We start from the raw sequence: 22,450 nt of genomic DNA on the forward strand, positions 1-22,450 counted from the left end.
CCTGAGTCACCAGCTCTCGAGCGGATCCCCGTGGTCGGAGGAGTCCCACTGGCGCCCCGCGCGCGCCAGCTTGCCGGGGTTCACCTGGGCGTGGACCGCGGCGATGCCGTCGGTGGTGACGTCGAGCGAGATCACGCCGGCGACCCGGCCCTCGATCATCACGACCATGGCGGGCACGCCGTTCGCGACCGCCGCGTACAGGACGGGCCGGCCGCCGAGGAGCTCCCACTTCCGCTCGCTGGGCGTGAACAGCCCGCGCAGGAACCGCGCCACCCGCACCTTGCCGGTGACCGGGCTCGGCAGCGAGAAGATCAGGCCGCCACCGTCGCCGACGCTGATCGCGTCGTCCGTGAGCATCCGCACCAGCGCGTCGGTGCGGCCGCTCAGCGCTGCGGCGAGGAACTCCTCGACGATCCGACGGGCGGCAGCCGCGTCGACGGGCACCCGCCGCCGGTCCGCGGCGAGGTGCTGCTTCGCCCGGCGGTAGATCTGCTGGCAGTTCGACTCGGTGAGGTCGAGCACCTCGGCGATCTCGGCGTGCGAGTACCCGAAGGCCTCCCGCAGCACGTACACGACGCGTTCGCGGGCGGAGAGCCGCTCCATCACGGCGAGCATCGCGATCGAGACGGAGTCGCGCTGCTCCACCGTGTCGGACGGGCCGAGCATCCGGTCCCCGGCCAGCACCGGCTCCGGGAGCCACTGACCCACGTAGGTCTCCCGCCTGGCCCGCGCCGACGTGAGCCGGTTGAGGCAGAGGTTGGTGAGCACCTTCGTCAGCCAAGCCTCAGGGGTCTCGATGAGCTCGCGGTCGGCGGCCTGCCAGCGCAGGAACGTGTCCTGCACGGCGTCCTCGGCGTCGCTCGCCGAGCCCAGCAGGCGGTACGCGATCGCCTCCAACCGCGGCCGTGCTGCCTCGAAGACCTCGACCTCCTGCGCGCTGACGAGCATGCGATCACGTTAACCCGGACGCCGGCGACCTTCTTTGACTTGATCAGGTAATAATTGACTCATGCGAGTCATCGAGACCGGTCGATCCGTCACCGCGGATGCGCGACGGCGGCAGATCGTGGCGGCGGCGATCGAGGTGCTGGCCGACGAGGGGTTCGCCAGGGCGAGCTTCGCGCGGATCGCCGACCAGGCTGGGGTCGCCAGCACGCGGATGATCTCGTACCACTTCGCCGACCGGGACGAGCTGATGCGCGAGGTCGTCTCGACGGTGCTCGGCGAGGCCGGGCCGCACATCGAGCGGTTCGTGCCCGTGGATGCGAGCCCGGCGGCGCAGCTGCGCGGGCTCGTGCTCGGCAACGTCGACTACTACGCCGGGCACCGCCGGGAGGTCGCCGCCGCGCAGGAGGTCTGGAACGGGCTGCGCGACGCCGCCGGCCGGCCGGTGTACGGGCTGCACTCGCACGAGCTGGAGTTCGAGATGGTCGGGCAGGTCCTGCGCGCCGGCCAGGAGCGGGGCGAGTTCCGCGACTTCGACGTCCGCTTCATGTGCGTCGCCCTGCGGCACCTGCTCAACGGCGCGGCTGCGGTGCTGGTGGCCGACCCGGAGACCGACGTGGACGCGCTGGGCGCGCAGCTGGTGGCCACCGTCGACCGGGCGACCCGCCGATGACGTCCACCCAGCAGCTGTTGGCCGACGACCCGATCTGGCTGGTCCTGCTGAAGGTCCTCGCGCTGTTCATCATCGGGCTGCTCCTGACGATGGTGATGATCGTCAGCGAACGGAAGGTCGTCGCGCGGATGCAGCAGCGTCCGGGTCCGAACCGGGTCGGGCCCGGCGGGTGGTTGCAGAGCATCGCGGACGCGCTGAAGCTGGTGTTCAAGGAGGACGTCACGCCGGTGATGGCCGACAAGCGCGTGTTCTTCATCGCGCCGGTCATCTCCACCATTCCCGCCTTCGTGGCGTTCTCGGTGATCCCGTTCGGCGGCAAGGTCTCGATCTTCGGCGAGGAGACGGTCCTCCAGCTGGTGGATCTGCCGGTCGGGGTGCTGGTGGTGCTGGCCTGCAGCTCGATCGGCGTGTACGGGATCGTGCTGGGCGGCTGGGCCTCCGGGTCGCCGTACCCGTTGCTGGCGGCGCTGCGGTCGGCGGCGCAGGTGATCTCCTACGAGATCGCGTTGGGCCTGTCGATCGTCGGGGTGATCCTGTACTCGGGGTCGCTGTCCACGGCGGACATCGTGGCCGGGCAGGCGTCCGGGTGGAACGCGCTGCTCCTCGCCCCGAGCTTCGTCGTGTTCGTCATCTCGATGGTCGGCGAGACGAACCGGGCACCGTTCGACCTGCCGGAGGCGGAGTCGGAGCTGGTGGGTGGGTTCCACACCGAGTACAGCTCGTTGAAGTTCGCGCTGTTCTTCCTGGCCGAGTACGTGAACATGGTGACGGTGTCGGCGATGGCCACCACGCTGTTCCTGGGTGGCGGGCAGATCCCGTGGTTGCCGTTGCTGTGGGACGGGTTCAACTCGGGCTGGTTCCAGTTCCTGGCGTTCCTGGTCAAGACGTTCGTGTTCTTGTTCGTGTTCATCTGGCTGCGCGGCACGCTGCCGCGGCTGCGGTACGACCAGTTCATGCGCCTGGGCTGGAAGGTGCTGGTGCCGGGCAGCTTGTTGTGGATCCTGGCGATCTTCGCGATCCGCACGATGCGCCAGTCCGGGTTCGGCGTCACCGGCGTGCTGATCACGGTCGGAATCGCGTTGGTGATCGTGCTGGCGATCGCGTTCGCGGTGCCGGACCGGCAGGTCGACGCGGAGCCGGTGATCGAGCTGGCGTCGGACTTCCCGGTGCCCCCGATCGACCTCTCGGTGCCCGAGCGCCGCTCAACCCTCCACGCGCACCCGGCGGAGGACGACGACCGCGACGACGACCGTCCAGACCATGCACAGCACGCGGCCGATCGGCAGGAGTGCGCTGGCGTAGTAGAACGCCAGTGACAGCACCGACAGCGCGGCGAGCGTGCCGGCGATCAGCCCGAACCAGCGGGTGGGGCTGCCGAAGAGCCGCTCGCGGCCCAGCGTGACGGCGGAACCGAGCACGAACACCCCGAGGGACACCACGGTGGCGACGCCGCCGGCGTAGAAGCTCGCCCGGCGCAGTGCGTCGACAGTGGCGTCGTCCGCCACCGGCGCCACGACGAGCAGCACGGCCGACAGGGCGGACGAGACGACCATGGCCACCACGGAGAGGCGGCCGACCGGGGGCAGCCAGGTTGCGCCTGCGGCGCGCAGCGCGGGCGCGAGGCCGATGACGAACACCGCGAGGCAGGCGACGGACACCACCTGCAACACGGCCGACCAGCCGACGGCCGCCGGGTTGGCGAGGTAGTAGGCCTCGGTCTCCGCGGGCGCCGCGTCAGGCAGCGGCAGCGGCCGGTCGGCCAGCGCGCCGGACACGGGCCCGACCGCGAGGAAGGCGAGCAGGAAACCCGCCGAGGCGAGCACCCCGGTGGTGGTGGCGCGCTCCATGACGGAACTCCTTCGTTCGGCGGGCTCCCACCTTCGCGGCTGGGAGGTGCCCGGAACGACCGTCACGGGGTGACACCTGCACTACCTCCGTGGGTGTAGGCCGACGCTGCCGGTCTACACCCACGGAGGTGGCTCACAGGGACCACGGCGGCTGCATCGTGCTGCCGTCGGGTCCCTTCGCGGAGAAGCCCGCCGTGATGGCGACGTGGACCTCCGCCGGGCCGTCGCCCAGGTTGGACACGGCGATCGGCTCGCCGGCCGGCACGACCGCGGCGTCGCCGGGGTGCAGCTCGTCGCCGTCCGGGGTGACCCGGACCGAACCGCTCAGCACCATGAACACCTCGTCGCGGTCGATGGTGTGCGTGTTGTCGCCGCGGACACCGGGAGCCAGGGTGAGCTTCCACGTGCACAGGCCGGCGGAGCCGAGGCTCGGCGAGGCCAGCACGGTGAACTCGACGCCCGGCAGCTGGTGCCGCGGCGCGTCGGCTGCGCGGGTGGTGATCTGCATTGCGTTCCTCCAATAGTCAAGCCAGCTTGACCAAGCTGGCTTGACTACTATGACGGGCATGACCGATCCGCGCAAGCCCGATTTCGGGATCCTCCTGGTGGCCGCCGAGCACGAGTTCGTGCGCGGGCTGCGCGCGACGACGGCCGAGCGGGGGTTCGCCGACCAGGGCCGCTCCGACGGCTTCGTGCTGCGCACGCTCGGCGACGGCCCGACGACGATCAGCGCCATGGCGAAGCGCCTGGAGATCACCAAGCAGGGCGCCAGCCAGATCGCCGACGACATGGAGCGGCGCGGCTACGTCGAGCGCCGGCCCGACCCGTCGGACGCTCGGGTGCGGCTACTGCACCTGACCGAGCGCGGCGAGGCCGCGCTCGCCGCCGCCCGCGCCTACCACCGCGCCTACGAGCGCCGGCTGCGCGAGCGCTTCGGCGACGCCGTCATCGACGGCGTGCGCGAGGTGCTGACCGCGATGGCGGGGGAGGACGAGGTCCGCTCGCCGCACTTCCGCGCGCTGCTGTTCTGAACCCGTATCGTCGTACCGGAAGTGGATCAGTGGACCGTCGATCGGGGGGAGATCGTGGAGCACCGCACCCTGTCCGACGGCGGAGCGGGCCTCGAGGTCAGCGCGCTGTGCCTGGGCACCATGTACTTCGGGACCACCGTCGACGAGGAGCGCGCGTTCGCGGTCCTGGACCGGTTCGTCGAGGCCGGTGGCACGTTCCTCGACACCGCCAACACCTACTCGTTCTGGGTGCCCGGAGGCACCGGCGTGGAGAGCGAGGAGCTGCTGGGGCGGTGGCTGGCGTCGCGGCGGATCCGCGACGAGGTCGTGATCGCGACCAAGGTGGGTGCGCTGCCCGACCCGCCCGGCGCGGCCTGGCCGGAGCACGCGGAAGGGCTGTCGTACGAGGTGGTGCGCAGTCAGGCCGAGGCCAGCATGCGCCGGCTCGGCACCGACCGGCTCGACGTCTACTACGCCCACATCGAGGACCGCCGCACCCCGCTCGCGGACACGGTGGCCACGTTCGCGTCGCTCGTGCAGGACGGCCTGGTGCGGGTCGTCGGCTGCAGCAACCACGCCGCCTGGCGCGTCGCGGCCGCCCGGGAGATCGCGGCGGCGACCGGGCAGCCGGCGTTCTCCTGCGTGCAGCAGCGCCACACCTACCTGCGATCGCGTCCCGGAGCCGACTTCGGCGCGAACCCCCACATCAGCGACGAGCTGCTGGACCTCGCCCGCGAGCAGCCGGACCTCACCGTGCTGGCCTACTCGGCGCTGCTGTCGGGCGCCTACACCCGGGCCGACCGGCCGTTGCCCGAGCAGTACGACCACGAGGGCAGCCGGCACCGGCTCGCCGTGCTCGCCCAGGTGGCCGACGAGCTCGGCGCGACCCCGAACCAGGTCGTGCTCGCCTGGCTGCTGCGCGGCGACCCGCCGGTGCTGCCGGTGCTCGGGGCCAGCTCGGTCGAGCAGCTCGACGAGAGCCTCGGCGCGCTCGAGCTCACCCTCGACGACGAGCACCTGCGCCGTCTCGACAGCGCGTGACGACCGATCGATGGCTGCGCCGCTACGGCGAGCCTGGGGAACCGACCGTCCGGCTCGTGTGCCTGCCGCACGCCGGCGGCTCGGCGAGCTACTTCTTCCCGCTGGCCAGGGCGCTGCCCGCGCACGTCGAGGTGTTCGCCGTGCAGTACCCGGGCCGGCAGGACCGCTTCACCGAACCGTGCATCGACGACGTCGGCGTGCTGGCCGAGCACCTCGCACCCGTCCTCGCCGCGCGGCGCGACCTGCCGCTGGTGCTGTTCGGGCACTCGATGGGCGCCACCGTCGCGTTCGAGATCGCGCGCCGGCTGGTCGACACGGCCGGGCCGCCGGCGGGCCTGGTCGTCTCCGCCCGCCGCGCCCCCTCGCGGCACCGCGCGACCGGCATCCACCTCCTCGACGACGCCGGCCTGCTCGCCGAGCTGAGCCGCCTCAACGGCACCGACGCCGCCGTGCTGGACGACCCGGAGCTGATCCAGCTGGTGCTGCCGGCGATCCGCAACGACTACAAGGCCGCCGAGACCTACCGGTACGTGCCCGGTCCGCCGCTGCCCGTGCCGATCGTGGGGATCTGCGGGGACAGCGACCCGCGGCTCACGCCCGACGACGTCGCGGCCTGGCGGGTGCACACCACCGCCGGCTTCACGCTGCGGGTGCTGCCGGGCGGGCACTTCTACTTCGGTGCGGACCCGGCCGCGCTCGCCGAGATCATCGCCGGTGTCGCGCTACAGGGATAGCTCCGGGTTGCGCAGCGCGTAGGTCGCCAGCTGCGCGCGGTTCGCGCTGCCCGTCTTGGCCAGCAACCGCTCGACGTGCTTCTCGACGGTGCGCGGCGACAGGTACAGCCGCGACGCGATCGAGCGGTTCGGCATGCCCTCCGCGACGAGCTGCAGCACCTCGCGCTCCCGCGTGGTGAGCCCGCCCGCGGAACGGCCCGCGGACAGCCGTCGCTCCAGCGTCAGGACGGCGGCGGCCGGCTCGGCCAGGCCGCGCCCGACGAAGATCGGGTGGGCGGCCTGCAGCCAGGCGACGGGCTGCCCCCAACCGTCCGCCGCCGCGGACGGGGCGACGTGCCGCCAGCACAGCGCCCGCATGAACGCCTGGGTCGCGAGCTCCTGCATCCCCTCGGCGAACAGCGCGGCCGCCGTGTCCGCGGCGCCGGCGCGGCCCGCCCGGACGGCGTCCGCGACCTGCAGGAGCCCGTGCAGCGGCCGCATCACGTGGTAGCCCATCGCGCGCAGGTCGGCCGAGGCCGGCGCAGGGTCGGTGCCGTCGATCGCGGCCATCAGCACAGCCATGCCGAGCATGGGCATCGGGCCCGTCCGGCTCGACCGCGCGATCGCCAGCCCGATGGCGAGTTCCTCGGCGGCAGTGTCCACGTCGTCCCTGGCCAGCGCGCAGCTCCCGCGGGCCTGGGCGTGCACGGCCGCGCGCTGCGTCGGGTCGTCGGCGATCAGCGGGACCGCCTCGGCCAGCGCCGCCTCCATCGCGTCGGCCTCGCCGCGGATGGCGTGCCCGCAGGCCAGCAGGATCAGGGCGGACGGCAGCAGCATGCCCAGCCGGTAGCGGCGGGCGATCGCGATCGCGGACCCGGCGTGCTGGCACATGGCTGCGGCGTCGTCGCGGTTCCAGGCGGCCAGCACGAGGTGCTGCTCGGCGACGGCCTCGGTCTCCGGCGCGCCGCAGGCCTGCGCCAGTGCACGCGCCTCCGGCAGCCGCCGCGGCTCCTGCGCGCGGTTGATCGCGACGGTGCTGAGCTCCGCAAGCGCCCGCGCCTCCCGATGCGCGAGCCCGGCGTCGTGCGCGACGCGGGCGGCCCGGGTGAACGCCGCCTCGGCGACCTCCAGGTCGGACAGCAGCGTGCAACGACCGTGCACCATCAGTGCCTCGCACAGCAGATCGGCGTCGGCGGACTCGGCCGCCGCCACCGCCGCCGCGGCCAGCACGGCGCTGTCGGCGTGCCGGTACTCGCCGAGCGCCACCACCGCCTGCAGCGTGGTGACCCGGGCCAGTACGTCCGGCGCATCCGTGCGGGCCAGCGCGAGGTGGTGGGTGGCCAGCGCCCAGTCGGTGTCGGCCACCGCGCACCGCGCCATCGCCAGGTGCGCGGTCGCACGGCGCCGACCGCCCGGATCGAGCGCAGGATCGAGCCGCTCCACCACGTCCGCGCCGAGCTGGAAGGCCTCGTCGACGCGGCCGGCGAGCGCGAGGACCTCCAGCAGGAGCTCGGCCGCCGCCAGGTCGTCGGGCCCGCCGGGCGTGAGCCGCCGCGCCCGCTGCAGCGCGCTCTCCGCCGTCATCAGCGCGCCCTGACGCAGGGCGGCGAGGGCCGCCTGCAGCAGCAGCGCGGTCGCCCCCGGCCCGTCGCCCGCCCACTCGGCGAGGTCGGCGGCGGCACCGAGTCGTTCGTCGCCGGCGATCCCGGGCGCGTGCTCGCGGAGGGCGGTGAGGGCCTGCCGGGCCCGGGTGGTCCGCTCCGGCGGGCGGAGCCCCGCGATCAGCACATCCCGGGTCAGGGAATGGCGGAACCGGACGCCCCACTCGTCGTCGGTCAGCAGGCCGGCGGCCTGCGCACCGGTCACCATCTCGTCGACGAGCGGGCGGTCGCCGCCCCCGATCACCGCGAGGAGGTCCAGGTCGAGCTGCCGGCCCACCAGCGCCGCGTCGACGAGCAGGTCCTGGTGCGCGGGCGGGAGGGACGCGGCCCGTCCGCGGACGGAGTGCGCGAACGTCACCGGCGCGACGGCGCCGGGACGGCCTGGCCCGTCCTGCAGCCCGGTCAGCAGCTCCTCGACGAAGAACGGCAGGCCCTCGGCCCGCTCGGTCACGAACTGCACCACCTCGGCCGGCGCGTCCGCGAGGCACAACCGCGCCATCTCCACGGTCTGCGCGGCGCTGAGCCGACCCAGGTGCAACCGCACCACCGACCGGCGGTCGACCGCGGCGAGCAGCGCGCCGACGGCCGGCCGGTCGAGATCCGGGCGCGCCGTCGCGACCAGCAGCACCGGTTCGCCGCCGACGTTGTCGGCCAGGTAGTCGAGCACCGCGGTCGTCTCCGCGTCGGCCCAGTGCAGGTCCTCCAGCACGACGGCGACCGCGCCGCGGCGCCGGCCGATGCCCCGGCACACCCGCAGGAACCCCTCCGCCACCTGCAGGATCGACGTGCCGCTCGGCTCGTCGACCCGCTCGGGCAGGAGGGCGTCGAGCGCCGGGCGGAAGGGGCGCACGTCGGCGTCGTCGGTCACGACACCGGCGCGCTCCGCGGCGAGCAGTACCTCGGCGAGCGGCCGGAACGGCAGCGGCGTCGCGGTGTCGACGGCGCGCCCGATCAGCGCGACCCCGCCGTCGGCCGCGCAGCGGCTGCGCAGCTCGGCGACCATGCGCGACTTGCCGACCCCGGCCTCTCCGGTGATCAGGACGGCCGAACCGGCGTCGTGCGCGGCGGCATCCCACGCAGCCGTCAGCGCGTCCAGTTCCGCTGCCCGCCCCACCAGGGTCGGGCACAACAGAGGCCGCATGTGATCAGTATCGGCCTTCCCGGCGGCTCAGCCGTCGAGCACCTCACGCCACGGATCGCGGTTGCAGGGTCGGGTCGTGGCGCAGGATCCGCGACTCCAGCTGCACCGTCTGCGGTGTGACGTCCAAACCTGCGGCGTCGACGAGGCTCTGCCGCAGCAGGCGCAGCCGGTGCAGCGCCTCGACCTGCCGGCCCGCGCAGTACAGGGCCTGCGCGAGGAGCATCTGGACCCGCTCGTTCAACGGGTGCTGCTCGGCGAGCCCGACCAGCTCCACCACGAGCATCTCCGCCGGCGCGAGGTGGAGCATCGCGGTCAGGCGCAGCGTCGTCAGCTCCAGCCGCCACTCCTCGATGCCGGTCACGGCCGCGTCGACGAACGGGATGCGGACCAGGTCCTCCAGCGCAGGGCCGCGCCAGTGCGCCAGTGCCGCGGTCGCCGCGACCACCGCCGCCTGGCGGCGCTGCGTCCGCGCGGCCGCCCGGGCCTCGACAGTCAGTCGTCGCGCCGCCGCCACGTCGGACACCTCGCACCCCAGCAGCCGGTACCCGCCGCCCGCCGCGTGGACGAGCAGCTTCGCCCACGGCCCCAACGACCGGCGCAGCCGCGACGCCTGGACGCGCAGCCTGCGGCCGATCATCGCGTCGCCCGCGTCCGGCCACAGGTCCGCCGCCAGCGTCGCGTCCCGCACGGCCCAACCGTTCTCCAGCGCCAACCGCACGAACAGCGCTCGTTCGAGCGGCCGGTTCACCTCCACCGGCACGCCGCCTGCCGTGATCGTCGTCTGCCCGAGCACTCGCACCTGCACCGTCGCGTCGGCGTCGCCCACCGGACCGATTCCCCGTACCGGGTCCTGCAAGATCATGGCTCGGTTTGTAGCGACGGACGCTGGCACCGCACATGGCGGTGAGTACTCATCATGGGTACTCAGATCAGCTGGAGCGGGGCCATCAGCGACAGGAACCCGATCCGGTGCTGCTCCGCCGCCAGCAGCCCGTCCCGCCAGTCCATGGTGATCACGTCCTGGGTGACGACCGTCTTGTAGGTGGGTGGCGCGAACCCGGCGCCGTCCGGTGTGGGCGCGGACTGCGTGGCCCGCCACGTCACGACGGCGCGCGTCGTCGAGCCGAGCCGGGCCAGCATGCGGATCTCGGCGGACGTGTCGGGGTACACGGCCGTGACGCGGCGCCAGCGCCGCACCACCTCCTCGACGTCGTCGCAGCGGCTTCCGAACGCGTGCTCCTCGTGCACGAACGCCGGCGCGGTGGCGGCGCGGTAGGTCGACCAGTCGGCGCGGTTCCACGCGTCGATCACCGCTCGGGTGCGCTCCTCCAGATCGATGGTGATCATCTGCCCTGCTCCTGCCTGGATCCGGGCGGATCCCGTACTGCAGAGCACCGGACAGGCCGGCTGATACCGGCTTCACGCGCGTCCGCGGACCGCCCAGGCGCGTGCTGTCAGCTGCAGCGGGCCGGCACCGGCCCGGGTGCGCAGCCGCTCGCGCAGCTCCGCCTGCCGGTCCGCGGGCTGCTTCGCGAGGTAGGCGGGAGCCGGCCCGACCGCGCCGAGGAACGGCGTCCAGTAGTCGTCGAAGTCGGCGAACGGGGTGTCGATCACGATCGGCGCGACCGTGACGTCGGCGAGCCCGGCCGCGGTCCAGAGGTCGCGCAGGGGCTCCGGGTGGCAGAGCGGGAAGCAGGCACCTTCGTCGAGGTCGGCGGCGGCCGGGTCCAGCGCGACGGCCGCGTCCCAGAACCAGCGGATCAGCTGCATGCCCTCGGCGTAGTCCCAGACGTAGGCGGCCACGGTGCCGCCGGGCGCCACCACCCGGACCGCCTCGGCCAGTGCGGCCGCCGGCTCCGGCACGAAGTTCAGCACCAACCCGCTCACGACGGCGTCGACGCTGCCGTCGGGCAGCGGCAGGTCACGGGCGTCACCCGTGGTGAACCGGGCCGGGCGATCCGCCAGCACCCGGCGCGCGTGCTCGACGAACGCCGCGGACGGCTCGACCCCCGTGACGCCCTCCGGCGCGCCGGCATCGAGCACCGCCCGCGTCAACGCCCCGGTGCCGCACCCGACGTCGAGCCAGCGCCGGCCGGGCGGCACGTCCAGCCACACCACGAACCGGGCCGCCACCGGGGCACTCCAGCGGCCGATGTACCGCTCGTAGGCGTCGGCGCCGGCCCAGGTGTCCATCGGGCCACGGTAGCGCCGCCACCCTGGGGACCCGGGGTGCGCCGGTCGGGATCCCTGGGGCTTTCCCGGGTCCGACGCCCCGGTGGCCGCCCCTAGATTCCCTGCCACGCGGGTCGGGGGAGATCGAGGACTGACAACTCGGTCTGGACCTGCGTGCAGGGCGTGCGGCGGAGACGGCAGCGGAGGGGGTCCGCCGCGCGCCGCTGCGCGCCTCTGCGTACCGGTGCCAGGAGATCGCCGATGGGGGGCGAGCATGCGGCCGTCGATCACGTGCCCAGCCGTGTGGCCCGTCAGCTGGGGTCCGCTGTCCTTCGTGGTCGACTCGGCCGGCTCGCCGCTGTACATGGTCGAGCTCGCCGCGGACCGCCGGCTCATGACGAGCGTCGCGGGGCGGAGCCCGGACAACTACTTCTACGGCGGCGAGGAGGAGAACGTCTTCGCCACCGGGCCGCACTGGACGGTCCCGGGCCGGGTGTGGGCCCGGCTCTCGGGGCTGCGGCTCGTGTACTACCGGGTCGTGGCCTTCGATCACACGCTGACGGTGTCGGCCCCCTCGGTCACCGACGACCGGCTCGACGCGGTGCCGATCGTGTGCTTCGCCGCAGACCTTCCCGACCTGTCCGACGTGCGGCGATGATGACCGGGCGATGACGTCTCCACTCGATCCGGCCGGTCCCGAGCTCGCCATGGTCGACCCGGCGCCGCCGGAGAAGCAGCTGCTGCGCCCCGGCGACTTCCTGCTGTGCCGTGCGCACGGGATCAACCACGACCTGCTGCGGATCGGGCAGGGGCTGCGGCTGGGTCGCACGCAGCGGCACATGGCCCGCTACACCCACGCCGCGCTGTTCGTGTCGGCCTCGGGCGACCTGATCGAGGCGGTCGGCACCGGGGTCCGCCGCAACCACCTGCGCAACTACGCGCAGCACGGGCGGGCGTACCAGATCGTCCACATCACCGCGTCCGACGAGGACCGGCGGCAGATGGTGGCGTTCGCGGAAGCGGCGCTCGCGCGAAGGGCCCCGTACGGCTTCCTGTCGAACATCAGCACCACGCTCTGGGCGTTCACCGGGTCGTCCCTGATCTTCTTCCGCGACGGCTCGTTCACCTGCTCCGGGCTGGTGGCGGCGGCGCTGGAGCGCACGTCGGCCCAGTTCGCGACGAACGCGACGCGCGTGATGCCGGCGCAGCTCGCCGTCCTGTTCGGGGCGCCGACCCCGCCGCTGGATCCGCCGCGCAGGCTCGCGGCGCTGCGCCCGTTCAGCCGGAGGCCATGAGCCGCGCGAGCTCGGCGCGGGTACGGATCTCCAGCTTCCGGTAGATGTTGGACAGGTGGTACTCGACGGTCTTGCGGGAGAGGAACAGCTCGGCGGCCGCCTCAGCGTTGGTCGCACCCCTGCCCACGGCCATGGCGACGCGCAGCTCGCGCGGGGTGAGCGAGCCGAGGTCGGCCTGCGTGGACCCGGCGGGGCGGCGGCGGGCCGTCAGCCCGGTCGCCCGCAGCTCGGTCTCGGCCCGACGGGCCCACGCCGTCGCGCCGAGCCGGGTGAACGCCTCGAGCGCGGCCCCGAGCTGGACGCGTGACTCGGCGCGCAGCTGGTGCCGGCGCAGGAGCTCTCCGTAGCAGAACCGGGTCCTGGCCTGCTCGAACGGCCGCTCGGTGTGCTCGTGCCAGCCCAGGGCGGCCTCGAACGCCGAGCGGCCCGCGTCCAGGGAGTCGGCGAGCAGGCCGTCGCACCGGGCCGCGATCGCCGCCTCGGTGGGCCGGCCGCTGCGCGCGACCTCCTGCGCGAGCGCGCGGCGGGCCACCCCCACCTGATCCGCCCGGCCGGCGCGGACCAGCGCCTCGACGAGGTCGCCCGCCCAGTTGAACAGCACCGAGTCGCCCATCCGCTGGGCGACGGCGAACTCGCCGGCGGCCTGCAGGTGCTCCGCGGCCTCCGCGGGGCGCCCGGCGCCCAGCTCCAGCAAGCCGAGCAGGCGCGACCGGTGCGCGGCGAACAGCCGCGAGCCACCCTTGGCGCCCAGCTCGGCCGCGTCGGCGAGGTGCCCGCGCGCCGCGTCGTCCTGGCCCAGGGTGACCTCGGCGGTGGCGAGGGCGACCAGGCAGTTGGGCAGCTCGGTCGTCCAGCCCGTCTCCTCCGCCGACTGGACGGCGGCGTGGCCGTGGGCGAGTGCGCTCTGCCAGTCGCCCTGCAGCCAGCACACCAGCGACAGCCACGACAGCTGGAACGGCAGCAGCCCGACGGCCTGCGCGGTGCGCGCAGCGCGTTCCGCGGTCTGCAGCCAGTGCCGGGCCGGGGCGAGGTCGTCCAGCGCGGCGTAGGCGAGCGCGCCCTGCACCAGCAGCTGGTCGATCGAGAGCGGGTCGCAGTCGGGGAGGTGCGGCGCGCACCGGTCGAGCACGGCGCGCGCACCGGTGGTGTCCCCGTTGATCGCGCGGGTGACGGCCTGGGCCACGAGCACGCCCATGCGCTGCTCGTCGGGCCGGTCGGCGGTGACGGTCGCCGCCTGCTCCACCATCGCCGCGGCCAACCGCTGCTCGCCCAGCGCGATGCTGACGATCGCGGCCTGCGCCCGCATGGCGGCCGACCAGTCGGGCACGTGCTCCTCGGTGCGGTCGGCCAGGTCCAGCAGCTGGTCGCGGGCCTGCACTGGCTGACCGCTCCACATCTGCACGCGGCACTGCAGGTGCTGGGCGATGATCCGCAGGTGCTCGTCGTCGGTCTCGGCGATCGCCATGTCCAGCAGCGGCCCGACCGAGTCGAGCAGCCCGGCGGCCTGCCCGGCGACCGCGGCCTCAACGGTCCGCTGCGCCCGCGCCGCCCCGGGCGGGCTGAGCCGGGCGGCGCGCTCGAACAGGGCCGCGGCCGTGACGTGGTTGTGCCGGGCTGCAGCACCGGCCGCGGCGGCCGCGAGCTGCGCGGCCACCTCCTCGTCGGGGGCGGGGGTGGCGGCGGCCAGGTGGAACGCGCGCCGCTCGGCCGCGCCGGGCGCCACCCGGTCGGCGTACGCGTCGGCCAGCGCGCGGTGCGCCGCGCGCCGGGTCGCCGGCGACGTCGAGTGGTAGAGCGTGCTGCGGATCAGCGGATGGACGAACCGCGCGTCGCCGCGGTCGATGACGACGAGGCCGGCGTCCTCGGCGGGTTCCAGCGCGGCACGGGTGAGGTCGCCCGCCGCGAGCGCCTGGTCCAGCACGTCACCGGCGCGGCCGGCAGCGGCGAGCAGCAGCATCGCCGCACGGGTGTCGGCGGGCAGCGCGGTGAGCCGGCGGCCGTAGGCGCGCATGAGCCGGGCGGACAGCACGATCGGCTCGTCGAGGAACGCGGCGTCGTGCGGGCCGGACATCTCCAGCAACGCCAGCGGGTTGCCGCCGACCGCCTGCCACGTCTCGACGGGCAGCACACCGCGATGGGCCGTGAGCTGCCGCGCCGAGGCCAGGTCCAGCCCGTCCACGAGCACCGTCGGCACCTGGTCGAGCCAGCGCTCGACGTCGGGTGCCACGTCGGCCTCCAGCCGCGCGGTCATCACCACGGCCGCGGGTTCCGTGCGCAGCCGGCGCAGGGTGAACGCCAGCGTCTCCAGGGTCGGTGCGTCGACCAGGTGCACGTCGTCGACGGTCACCAGCAGCGGCCGGGACTCCGCCGCAGCGGCCAGCACGGACAGCGTGGCGGCGGCGACGCCGAGCCGGTCGCCGTGCACCGCGGGCCCGAGGTCCAGCGCGGCGTCGAGCGCGGCGGCCTGCGCCGCCGGCAGCCCGGGCGCCTCGCTCAGCAGCGGGCCGACCAGCATCGACAGCGCCGCGAACGGGATGTCCTGCTCGGCCTCGTTGCCCTGTACACGGACGACCCGGAACCCGTCGGCGACGGCCTCGGCGTACTCGAGCAGGCTCGTCTTGCCGATGCCGGGATCGCCGCGCAGTGCCACGGTCTGCGGCCGCGCGGCGCGCGCTGCGGCGAGCACCGAGTGCAACCGGGCGCGGTGTTCATCGCGTCCGACCAGGAACATGTGGGTGATCCTGCCCCACGAACGGGCTACGTCAGAGCTGAACCTGTGACCCCATCACGACGGTGCGGTCGACGGGCAGCCGGAAGTACGCCGCCGGGGAGGCCGCGTTGTTGGCCAACCCGATGAACAGCCGCTTGCGCCACGACGCGAGTCCTGGCTGGTCGCCGCGGGTGATCTGCATGCGCGAGAGGTAGTAGTAGGCCGTGTCGGGGTCGACGTCGAGCTCGTCGGACATGCCTCGGGCCTGCCGGAGGACGTCCGGGACGTCCTGCTCGTCCTGGAACCCGAAGCGGGCGGTCAGGTGCGTGATGCCGTCGCGCGCGTAGCCGAGCTCGTCGACGGCGAGCCGGTCCTCGCGCGGTACGTGCGGCACGTTCTCGCTGATCACCGAGATGATCACGTTGTGCTCGTGGACCACCCCGTTGAACGCGACGTTGGCGCGCAGCGCGAGCGGCGTCGACTCCTTGTTGGGGTGCGGGAACACCGCCGTCCCCGGCACGCGGGGAACGCCCTCGGCGTTGAGCCGGTCGACGAACTCCTGCAGCGGGCCCTCCAGCTCGATCCGCCGCTGCGTGATCAGCCGACGCCCGCTCTGCCACGTCGTCATGATCGTGACGACGACGACGGCGACCAGCACGGGCAGCCACCCGCCGGTGGCGATCTTCGTGACGTTGGCGGCGAAGAAGACCAGCTCGAGCCCGCCGAGCACGACTGCGACCAGCACGATCCGCCACACCGGCCACCGCCACGCCGTGCGCGCCTGGATCAGGAACAGGGTGGTGGTGAGCATCAGCGTGCCGGTGACGGCGAGCCCGTAGGCGGTGGACAGCCGCTGCGACGACTCGAACGCGACGACCAGCACGACAACACCGCCGAACAGCAGCCAGTTCACCGCGGGCACGTAGATCTGGCCGCTCTCCACGGTCGAGGTCTGGCGGACCGTGAGGTGCGGCAGGTACCCGAGCCGCACCGCCTGCCGCGAGACGGAGAACGCGCCGGAGATCACCGCCTGGGACGCGATCACGGTGGCGAGCGTGGCCAGCACGACCAGCGGCCAGCGCAGCGACTCCGGTGCCAGCAGGTAGAACGGGTTGGCGACGGCCTGCGGGTTCTCGATCACGAGGGCCGCCTGGCCCAGGTAGTCGATCACCAGCGCGGGCCACACGAGCCCGAACCAGGCGACCCGGATGGGCCGGCGGCCGAAGTGGCCCATGTCGGCGTAGAGCGCCTCGGCCCCGGTGATCGACAGCACAACGGCGCCCATCGCGATGAACGTGATGTACGGGTGGGCGACGACGAACGCGATGGCGTACGTGGGGGAGAGGCCGCCGAGCACCCCGGGGTGGGCCACGATGTGCGGGATCCCCAGCAGCGCCAACGCCAGGAACCACACCACCATGATCGGCCCGAACAGCCGTCCGACGAGGTGGGTGCCCCAGCGCTGCACGAGGAACAGGCCGGTGAGGATCGCGATGCCGATCGGCAGCACGAACTCGGCGAGCCGCTGGTCCACGACCTCGAGGCCCTCGACGGCCGACAGCACGGAGATGGCCGGCGTGATCAGCGAGTCGCCGTAGAAGAGCGACGCGCCGAGCACGCCCAGCGCCAGCGCGATCCCGGCCCGGCGGGCCTGAGCGCGGGCCGCCTTCCTGATCAGCGCGGCGAGCGCCAGGATGCCGCCCTCGCCGTCGTTGTCGGCCTGCAGCACGAACACGACGTACTTGACGGTGACGACGAGCGTCAGCGACCAGAAGATCAGCGACGCGACCCCGTAGACGTCGTCGGGGCTGGGGGTGACCACGCCGCCGTCGATCGAGAACACGGTCTGCATCGCGTACAGCGGGCTGGTGCCGATGTCGCCGAACACGATCCCCAACGCGCCCAGCGCGAGCCCGGCGAGCCCGCTGCCGTGCGCCGCGGGATGTGCGCTGCCCGGCACGGGCGCGGGTTCCGGGACGGGGTCGGCCGCCAGGGCTTCGGTCATCCGCACAGTCTTGCGGGCGGTCCGGCGGGTACCGCACCCGCCACGGCCCTGAGTGATTCACCGCACGTGTCCGCTGCTTCACCCGTTCGTCAGTGGCCGGGTCGTGCCGGCGCCCTGCACGCTGGACGTTCGATCGAGTCGAGTCGAGTCGGGGAGGCCAGATGCGGACGACCAACTGCGGGTGCGGAACGAAGGGTTGCACGGTCCCGAAGGACCGTTGACCAGCGCCGGCGACGACGGCTTCGCGCCGTCGTCGCCGGTCAGCTCGACACCGCGACCCGGGCCGGTCCGCACCACTGCGTGAGCACCGCGTCGAGCTCGGCGTCGGTGGGTGCGGTGTCGCTCGCCCAGGCGACGTAGGCGTCGGGGCGGACCAGGACGACGGCGGGCCCGCCGTCCGTGCGGGCCGGGATCGCCCGCGTGTGGACGCGGTCGGCCCACCCGTTCGCCGCCCGTGCGGCCGCCGGGGCGCCCGGCGTGGCGTCGAGCAGGACGAACTGCGCCGACCGCAGGTCCTCGTAGAGCCGGCCGCCCGGGAACGTGACGTCGGCGGCGCGGGTGCCGGCGAGCGGGTGCGGGTCCGTTCCGTGCGGCGCGTACCGGATCGCGATGCCGCTGACGAGGCCGCGCGGGTGCTTGCGGATCGCCGCGATGCTCAGCGCCGTTCGCATGGCGGCCTGCACGAGCTTGAGCGCGATGTTCGACTTGACCAGCGCCATCCTGGTCAGACCGTCGGTCAGCCGCAGGACGCTCGCGCCGACCGGATGGCGCTCCGACTCGAACGTGTCGAGCAGCCACGCGGGCGCGGTGCCGTGCACGACGGCGGCGAGCTTCCATCCGAGGTTCATGGCGTCGCCGATCCCGGTGTTCATGCCCTGCGCACCGATCGGCGAGTGCGTGTGCGCGGCGTCGCCGGCGATGAGCACGCGGCCGTCCCGGTAGTGCGCCGCCTGGCGCTGCTCGGACAGGAACCGCGACGTCCAGCGCGGCTCCCGCATCCCGAAGTCGGTGCCCGCGATCAGTCGCATCGCGCTGCGGATCTCCTCGGCCGTCACCGGCCTGTCCAGCGGGACGCGGTCGTTGCGGCGGTCCCAGACGATCACGCGCTGGACGCCCTCGCCGAACGGGATGGCCAGGCAGATGCCGTGCTTGTTGATGGCCGCGGCGACCGCGTCGGCAGGCCGGTCGGCCAGCTCGGCGTCGGCGAGCGTGATGGGGGTGCGGTTCTCCCGGCCGACGAACTCCACACCCATCGCGCGGCGCACGGCGCTGTGCGCGCCGTCGCAGCCGACGACGTAGGCCGCCCGTTCCTGCGACCCGTTCGACAGCGACACCGTGACGCCGTCCGCGTCCTGGTCGAGCCCGACGAGCTCCGCTCCGCGGACGAACTCCACGCCCGCGTCGACGCAGCGCTGCTCGAGCATCTTCTCGGTCAGGCTCTGCGGCGTGATCAGCATCATCGGGTAGCGGCTGTCGATGACGCTGAGGTCGATCGAGACGTCGCCGTTGAGGCCGGCCTGCTGGACCCGGTTGCCCTTGGCGACGAGCTCGTCGGCCATGCCGCGTGCGTCGAGCAGTTCGAGCGTTCGCGAGGCGACGCCGAACGCCCTGGTCAGGTTGGCCTGCTCGGCCCGCTTCTCCACGATCGTGCACTCGACACCGGCGAGCCGCAGCTCGTGGGCGAGCATCAGTCCGGTCGGCCCTGCGCCGACCACGATCACCCGGTTCGTCACCGTCTGCTCCTGGATCGCTGTTCTCCGTTGACGTCCTGAACGGTAGGCCGGATTTCAACGAAACTCAACACTCGTTGAATTAATCGCTCGAACGGCGGAGCGAGCCGGGCTGCGGGAAGGGTCAGCGGAACGGTCTCAGGCCGTCGCGCAGCAGGTCGGCGGCGCGCTCACCGGCGACGATCCGCCGCTGGTGCTCCGCCGTCAGCTCGCGGAGCACGACGAGCACCTGGCGGGCCGCGAGGCGGGCGGTCAACGGATCGGCGGCGACCTGCGCGGTGGCCGTCAGCGACGCGATCCTCGGTCTCGCCCCGTTCGCCGACGCGGTGCACCAGGCGCTCGACGCGGTGCCGAACCCGAACGAGATCGCCGGGCACGCGGTGCCCGTCGAGCAGCTCTCCACCGGGTTGTCGGCGGCCGCGATCGACCTGGTCGACCACACCTCCGGGGCCGCCGGCCCGGTGGGCGAGAACCCGTCCGGAACGCCGACGCGCATGCTGATCCGTCGCGCTCGCCGACCAGTACGTCGACCACGTCCCGGTTCCGACCAGCGAGGGCCGGTGACGATGCGCGGCAGACCCGATCGGACCGAGAACCGTGGCCGCCGGTGCGGTCCTGTTCGCACTGCTCGCGGGCCTGGGCGCCGTCATGGTGCGCGCGGTGGCCCACCCCTGCCGGACTGGGCAGAAGCGGAACAGGTCACCGGCCCAGGTGCATGCCGCCGCTCACGTGGACGACCTGGCCGGTCAGGTGCGACGCCGCCGGTGAGGCGAGGAACTCGACGGTGGCCGCGACCTCGTCGACGCGCCCGAGCCGGCCGTCCGCTGCCCGGCTCTCGACGAACGCGCGGCGCGCCGCGGGGAAGTCGCCGCCGCGGAAGAAGTCGGTGCCCTCGGTCGGGCCCGGCGAGACGACGTTGGCGGTGATCCCGCGCTCGCCGAGCCGGAACGCCAACTCCGACGTCCACGGCTCGAGCGTCGCCTTGACCGCGCCGTAGCTGCCCTGCCCCGACCGAGCCGTGACCGAGCCGAGGTTGACGATCCGGGCGTCGTCGGTGAGGCGGGGCAGGAGCGCGGTGGTGACCAGCACCGCGCTGAGCACGTTGGCGTCGAAGTTGGCCAGCCAGGACTCCCGGACGGCGGCGAGGTCGCTCTCGTCGGGTGGACCAGCGGGCAGGTCGGTGTTGGCGCCGGCGGCGTTGACGAGCACGTCCACACGGTCGGGCAGCTGGGGGAGCGCGGCGGCGACCGCGTCCGGGTCGGTGGCGTCGAACGGGACGGCGGTGGCGCCGATCGTGGCGGCCGTGTCGGCGAGCACGTCCGGTCGGCGGCCGGTGATGACCACGCGGTCCCCGCCCTTCGCGAGCCGGGCGGCGACGGCGCGTCCGATCCCGGTGCCGCCTCCGGTCACGACTGCGGTGCGAGACATGATCCCCTCCTCTTTAGGTCTAAAGAACCTCGCCTACGGTACCACGCTCTTGAGGTCTAAAGATCCGGCTATGCTGTGCCGGTGGCTGCGGACGCCGTCGACGAGATCGCCCAGCAGTGGGCCCGAGAGCGCCCGGACATGCCGGTCGACTCGATCGGCGTCGTCGCGCGGATCCTGCGCATCGCCAAGCTGATCACCGACGAGCGCCGCCGCACGCTGTCCGCGATCGGCATCGACGTCGCGACGTTCGACCTGCTCGCCACGCTGCGCCGGTCCGGCACCCCGTACCGGATGAGCCCCACCGGCCTCGCCGAGGCCTGCCTGGTGAGCGGCGGCGCCATCACCCAGCGCGTCGCGCGGGCCGAGGAAGCCGGGCTGGTCCGCACCACGCGGACCGACTCCGGCCGCCGCACCCTCACCGTCGAACTCACCCCGCAGGGCCACGACGTCGTCGAACGCGACGTCGAAGCGCTGATCGGGCGGGAGCGGGAGCTGATCGGACACCTGCCCGCCGGTGACCAGGAGCAGCTCGCGGACCTGCTGCGGCGACTGCTCGCAGGCTTGCCGGGTTAGCGCACCCGCGCCCCGTAGACGTGGTCGACGGACAGCTCCAGCAGCACGCGCCGGTCGGACACCATCACCGCGCGGTACTCGTCCCAGTCGGGGTGCTCGCCGGCCGCCTTGCGGTAGTAGTCGACGAGCGCCTCCACCTCCGGGCCGTGCGGGTCGGTGCCCGGGCCGATCAGCGTGGCGGTGCCCTCGACCGTCGCCCACGACCAGCCGTCGGCGCTGGTGATCTCCAGTGCGGCGCGGGGGTCGCGGCGCAGGTTCGCCGTCTTCGCCCGGCCCTCGGTGATCGACACCCGGATCACGTCGGCGTCGGGGTCGTAGGCGGGGGTGACGGGGGAGAGCTGGGGGCGGCCGTCGGCCTTGATGGTCGCGAGGATGCCCAGCCGGGCCTCGGCGAGCAGGGACCGCGGATCGAACTGCTGCGTCATGATCTGCGGAACCGCGATCGGCGCCCGCCTTATTTCACGACGTGCCGGCGACGGCCAGCGCGGCCAGCCCCACCGCCCCGACCAGGGCGGTGGACAGCGCGCCCAGCACGAGCCCGCGCCGCCCGGTCCGCAGCAGCGCGCCGACCCGCACCGCGCTGCCCAGCCCGAACAGCGCGGCTGCGAACAGCAGGGTCGTGAGGGTCTGCGCCGCCGACAGGACCGCGTCCGGCACGACGCCGGTGGTACGCACCGCCATCGTCGCCAGGAAGCCGAGCACGAACAGCGGGACGAGTGGCGGCCGCCGGCCCGCGGCGTCGCGCCGCTGCGCCACGCTCACCGCCGTCACGATCGGAGCCAGCAGCACCACCCGGGTCAGCTTCACGACCACCGCGATCGCGACAGCCGTGGCCCCGGCCGGGGAGGCCGCGGCGACGACCTGCGCGACCTCGTGCACGGAGAGCCCCGCCCAGGCGCCGAGCTGCTCGGGGGAGAGGCCGAGCCAGGTCCCGACGAGCGGTACGAGCGCGATCGCGGCGCTGCCGAACAGCGTGACCAGGGTGATGCCGGTCGCGACGTCCTCCTCGTCGGTGCGGGTGACGCTGTCCATCGCGGCGATCGCCGACGCGCCGCAGATCGAGAAGCCCGTCGCGACCATCAGACCCAGCCCGGGCGAGACGCCCAGCCGGCGGGCGGCGAGCAGGGTGCCGCCGAAGGCGACCAGCACGGTCGCCACCACCGCGGCCACCGTGCCGGGGCCGAGGCCCAGCACCTGGTCGAGTCCGAGCTGCAGGCCGAGCAGGACGACGCCGATCCGCAGGAACCTGCGCGTCGCCCACGCCAGTCCGGGGCGGGTGGGCGCCGGGAGGAACGGGCCGGCGGCGATGCCGAGCACCACCGCCACGGTCAGCGAGCTCACCGCGGGCAGGAGGGAGGCGACGCCGAACGCGATCCCCGTCCCTGCAACGGCGAGCAGCAGGCCCGGACCGAGCTGCGGGCGGACGGCGGTCGAGGTCATGTCACGACGGTCGTCGCGTCGGCGCGTCCGCGGTAGCCGTCGATCCGACCTGACGTCATAACCTCT

At 73.7% G+C, this 22,450-nt stretch carries 22 protein-coding genes; 8 read left to right on the plus strand and 14 right to left on the minus strand.

Annotation, left to right across the window (positions count from 1 at the left end; translation table 11 throughout):
• Positions 1–6: 6 nt before the first annotated feature.
• On the minus strand, positions 7–948 hold the full coding sequence (locus ACQEVB_RS15750; RefSeq protein ID WP_432971180.1) for an RNA polymerase sigma-70 factor: 942 nt from the start codon (positions 946–948) through the stop codon (positions 7–9).
• A gap of 61 nt (positions 949–1,009) precedes the next feature.
• Here ACQEVB_RS15750 and ACQEVB_RS15755 point away from each other — a divergent pair, with 61 nt between their 5' ends.
• Both ACQEVB_RS15755 and nuoH read left to right on the plus strand, forming a co-directional pair.
• Positions 1,010–1,618, plus strand: a complete 609-nt coding sequence (locus ACQEVB_RS15755) for a TetR/AcrR family transcriptional regulator (RefSeq protein ID WP_432971183.1) — start codon at positions 1,010–1,012, stop codon at positions 1,616–1,618.
• Complete coding sequence (gene nuoH, locus ACQEVB_RS15760) at positions 1,615–2,934, plus strand: NADH-quinone oxidoreductase subunit NuoH (RefSeq protein WP_432971186.1); 1,320 nt, start codon at positions 1,615–1,617, stop codon at positions 2,932–2,934. Before ACQEVB_RS15755 ends, nuoH begins: the two co-directional genes overlap by 4 nt.
• Here nuoH and ACQEVB_RS15765 read toward each other — a convergent pair.
• The gene (locus ACQEVB_RS15765; RefSeq protein WP_432971189.1) at positions 2,821–3,465 is read right to left on the minus strand and encodes a hypothetical protein; all 645 of its coding nucleotides are present in this window, start codon (positions 3,463–3,465) and stop codon (positions 2,821–2,823) included. The two genes, nuoH and ACQEVB_RS15765, sit on opposite strands and share 114 nt — an antisense overlap.
• A gap of 133 nt (positions 3,466–3,598) precedes the next feature.
• Positions 3,599–3,973 carry a cupin domain-containing protein gene (locus ACQEVB_RS15770; protein WP_432971192.1) on the minus strand — a complete coding sequence of 125 codons (375 nt, stop codon included), beginning with the start codon at positions 3,971–3,973 and terminating at the stop codon, positions 3,599–3,601.
• A gap of 58 nt (positions 3,974–4,031) precedes the next feature.
• Here ACQEVB_RS15770 and ACQEVB_RS15775 point away from each other — a divergent pair, with 58 nt between their 5' ends.
• From ACQEVB_RS15775 to ACQEVB_RS15785, 3 genes are read left to right on the plus strand one after another with little or no spacing between them, the layout of a single operon-like run.
• Complete coding sequence (locus ACQEVB_RS15775) at positions 4,032–4,496, plus strand: MarR family winged helix-turn-helix transcriptional regulator (protein WP_432971195.1); 465 nt, start codon at positions 4,032–4,034, stop codon at positions 4,494–4,496.
• 21 nt (positions 4,497–4,517) lie between these two features.
• On the plus strand, positions 4,518–5,516 hold the full coding sequence (locus tag ACQEVB_RS15780; RefSeq protein WP_432971198.1) for an aldo/keto reductase: 999 nt from the start codon (positions 4,518–4,520) through the stop codon (positions 5,514–5,516).
• Positions 5,513–6,250 (plus strand): thioesterase II family protein, encoded by a 738-nt coding sequence (locus ACQEVB_RS15785; RefSeq protein WP_432971201.1) that lies wholly within the window; start codon positions 5,513–5,515, stop codon positions 6,248–6,250. Before ACQEVB_RS15780 ends, ACQEVB_RS15785 begins: the two co-directional genes overlap by 4 nt.
• Here the strand turns inward: ACQEVB_RS15785 and ACQEVB_RS15790 are convergent.
• The 4 genes from ACQEVB_RS15790 to ACQEVB_RS15805 all read right to left on the minus strand — a co-directional run bounded on the left by ACQEVB_RS15790 (position 6,239) and on the right by ACQEVB_RS15805 (position 11,224).
• A complete protein-coding gene (locus ACQEVB_RS15790; protein ID WP_432971204.1) occupies positions 6,239–9,031 on the minus strand; it encodes an ATP-binding protein in 2,793 nt (930 codons plus the stop codon). The genes ACQEVB_RS15785 and ACQEVB_RS15790 overlap by 12 nt on opposite strands.
• 43 nt (positions 9,032–9,074) lie before the next feature.
• Positions 9,075–9,893 (minus strand): AfsR/SARP family transcriptional regulator, encoded by an 819-nt coding sequence (locus ACQEVB_RS15795; RefSeq protein ID WP_432971207.1) that lies wholly within the window; start codon positions 9,891–9,893, stop codon positions 9,075–9,077.
• Between the two features lie 62 nt (positions 9,894–9,955).
• On the minus strand, positions 9,956–10,378 hold the full coding sequence (locus ACQEVB_RS15800; RefSeq protein ID WP_432971209.1) for a nuclear transport factor 2 family protein: 423 nt from the start codon (positions 10,376–10,378) through the stop codon (positions 9,956–9,958).
• A 72-nt stretch (positions 10,379–10,450) separates the two neighbouring features.
• Positions 10,451–11,224 carry a class I SAM-dependent methyltransferase gene (locus ACQEVB_RS15805; protein ID WP_432971211.1) on the minus strand — a complete coding sequence of 258 codons (774 nt, stop codon included), beginning with the start codon at positions 11,222–11,224 and terminating at the stop codon, positions 10,451–10,453.
• A 253-nt stretch (positions 11,225–11,477) separates the two neighbouring features.
• On the opposite strand from ACQEVB_RS15805, the gene ACQEVB_RS15810 reads away from it, so the two are divergent.
• Both ACQEVB_RS15810 and ACQEVB_RS15815 read left to right on the plus strand, forming a co-directional pair.
• On the plus strand, positions 11,478–11,861 hold the full coding sequence (locus tag ACQEVB_RS15810) for a hypothetical protein (protein ID WP_432971214.1): 384 nt from the start codon (positions 11,478–11,480) through the stop codon (positions 11,859–11,861).
• 10 nt (positions 11,862–11,871) lie between these two features.
• Positions 11,872–12,498 carry a hypothetical protein gene (locus ACQEVB_RS15815; RefSeq protein WP_432971217.1) on the plus strand — a complete coding sequence of 209 codons (627 nt, stop codon included), beginning with the start codon at positions 11,872–11,874 and terminating at the stop codon, positions 12,496–12,498.
• Here the strand turns inward: ACQEVB_RS15815 and ACQEVB_RS15820 are convergent.
• The 5 genes from ACQEVB_RS15820 to ACQEVB_RS15840 form a co-directional block, all read right to left on the minus strand.
• Positions 12,482–15,229, minus strand: a complete 2,748-nt coding sequence (locus tag ACQEVB_RS15820) for an AAA family ATPase (protein ID WP_432971220.1) — start codon at positions 15,227–15,229, stop codon at positions 12,482–12,484. The two genes, ACQEVB_RS15815 and ACQEVB_RS15820, sit on opposite strands and share 17 nt — an antisense overlap.
• 31 nt (positions 15,230–15,260) lie before the next feature.
• Complete coding sequence (locus ACQEVB_RS15825; RefSeq protein ID WP_432971223.1) at positions 15,261–17,213, minus strand: potassium transporter Kup; 1,953 nt, start codon at positions 17,211–17,213, stop codon at positions 15,261–15,263.
• 260 nt (positions 17,214–17,473) lie between these two features.
• Positions 17,474–18,946, minus strand: coding sequence for an FAD-dependent monooxygenase (locus ACQEVB_RS15830; protein WP_432971226.1), 1,473 nt, complete (start codon positions 18,944–18,946; stop codon positions 17,474–17,476).
• Positions 18,947–19,067: 121 nt separating this feature from the next.
• On the minus strand, positions 19,068–19,439 hold the full coding sequence (locus ACQEVB_RS15835) for a hypothetical protein (RefSeq protein WP_432971229.1): 372 nt from the start codon (positions 19,437–19,439) through the stop codon (positions 19,068–19,070).
• Between the two features lie 203 nt (positions 19,440–19,642).
• On the minus strand, positions 19,643–20,371 hold the full coding sequence (locus ACQEVB_RS15840) for an SDR family NAD(P)-dependent oxidoreductase (protein ID WP_432971231.1): 729 nt from the start codon (positions 20,369–20,371) through the stop codon (positions 19,643–19,645).
• 81 nt (positions 20,372–20,452) lie between these two features.
• Here ACQEVB_RS15840 and ACQEVB_RS15845 point away from each other — a divergent pair, with 81 nt between their 5' ends.
• Positions 20,453–20,944 (plus strand): MarR family winged helix-turn-helix transcriptional regulator, encoded by a 492-nt coding sequence (locus ACQEVB_RS15845; protein WP_432971234.1) that lies wholly within the window; start codon positions 20,453–20,455, stop codon positions 20,942–20,944.
• On the opposite strand, the gene ACQEVB_RS15850 is transcribed toward ACQEVB_RS15845, so the two are convergent.
• On the minus strand, positions 20,941–21,369 hold the full coding sequence (locus ACQEVB_RS15850) for a PPOX class F420-dependent oxidoreductase (protein WP_432971237.1): 429 nt from the start codon (positions 21,367–21,369) through the stop codon (positions 20,941–20,943). The two genes, ACQEVB_RS15845 and ACQEVB_RS15850, sit on opposite strands and share 4 nt — an antisense overlap.
• A 34-nt stretch (positions 21,370–21,403) precedes the next feature.
• Positions 21,404–22,384 (minus strand): YeiH family protein, encoded by a 981-nt coding sequence (locus tag ACQEVB_RS15855; RefSeq protein WP_432971240.1) that lies wholly within the window; start codon positions 22,382–22,384, stop codon positions 21,404–21,406.
• Positions 22,385–22,450 lie beyond the last annotated feature (66 nt).

This window comes from Pseudonocardia sp. CA-107938, assembly GCF_050936315.1.
GTDB lineage: Bacteria > Actinomycetota > Actinomycetes > Mycobacteriales > Pseudonocardiaceae > Pseudonocardia.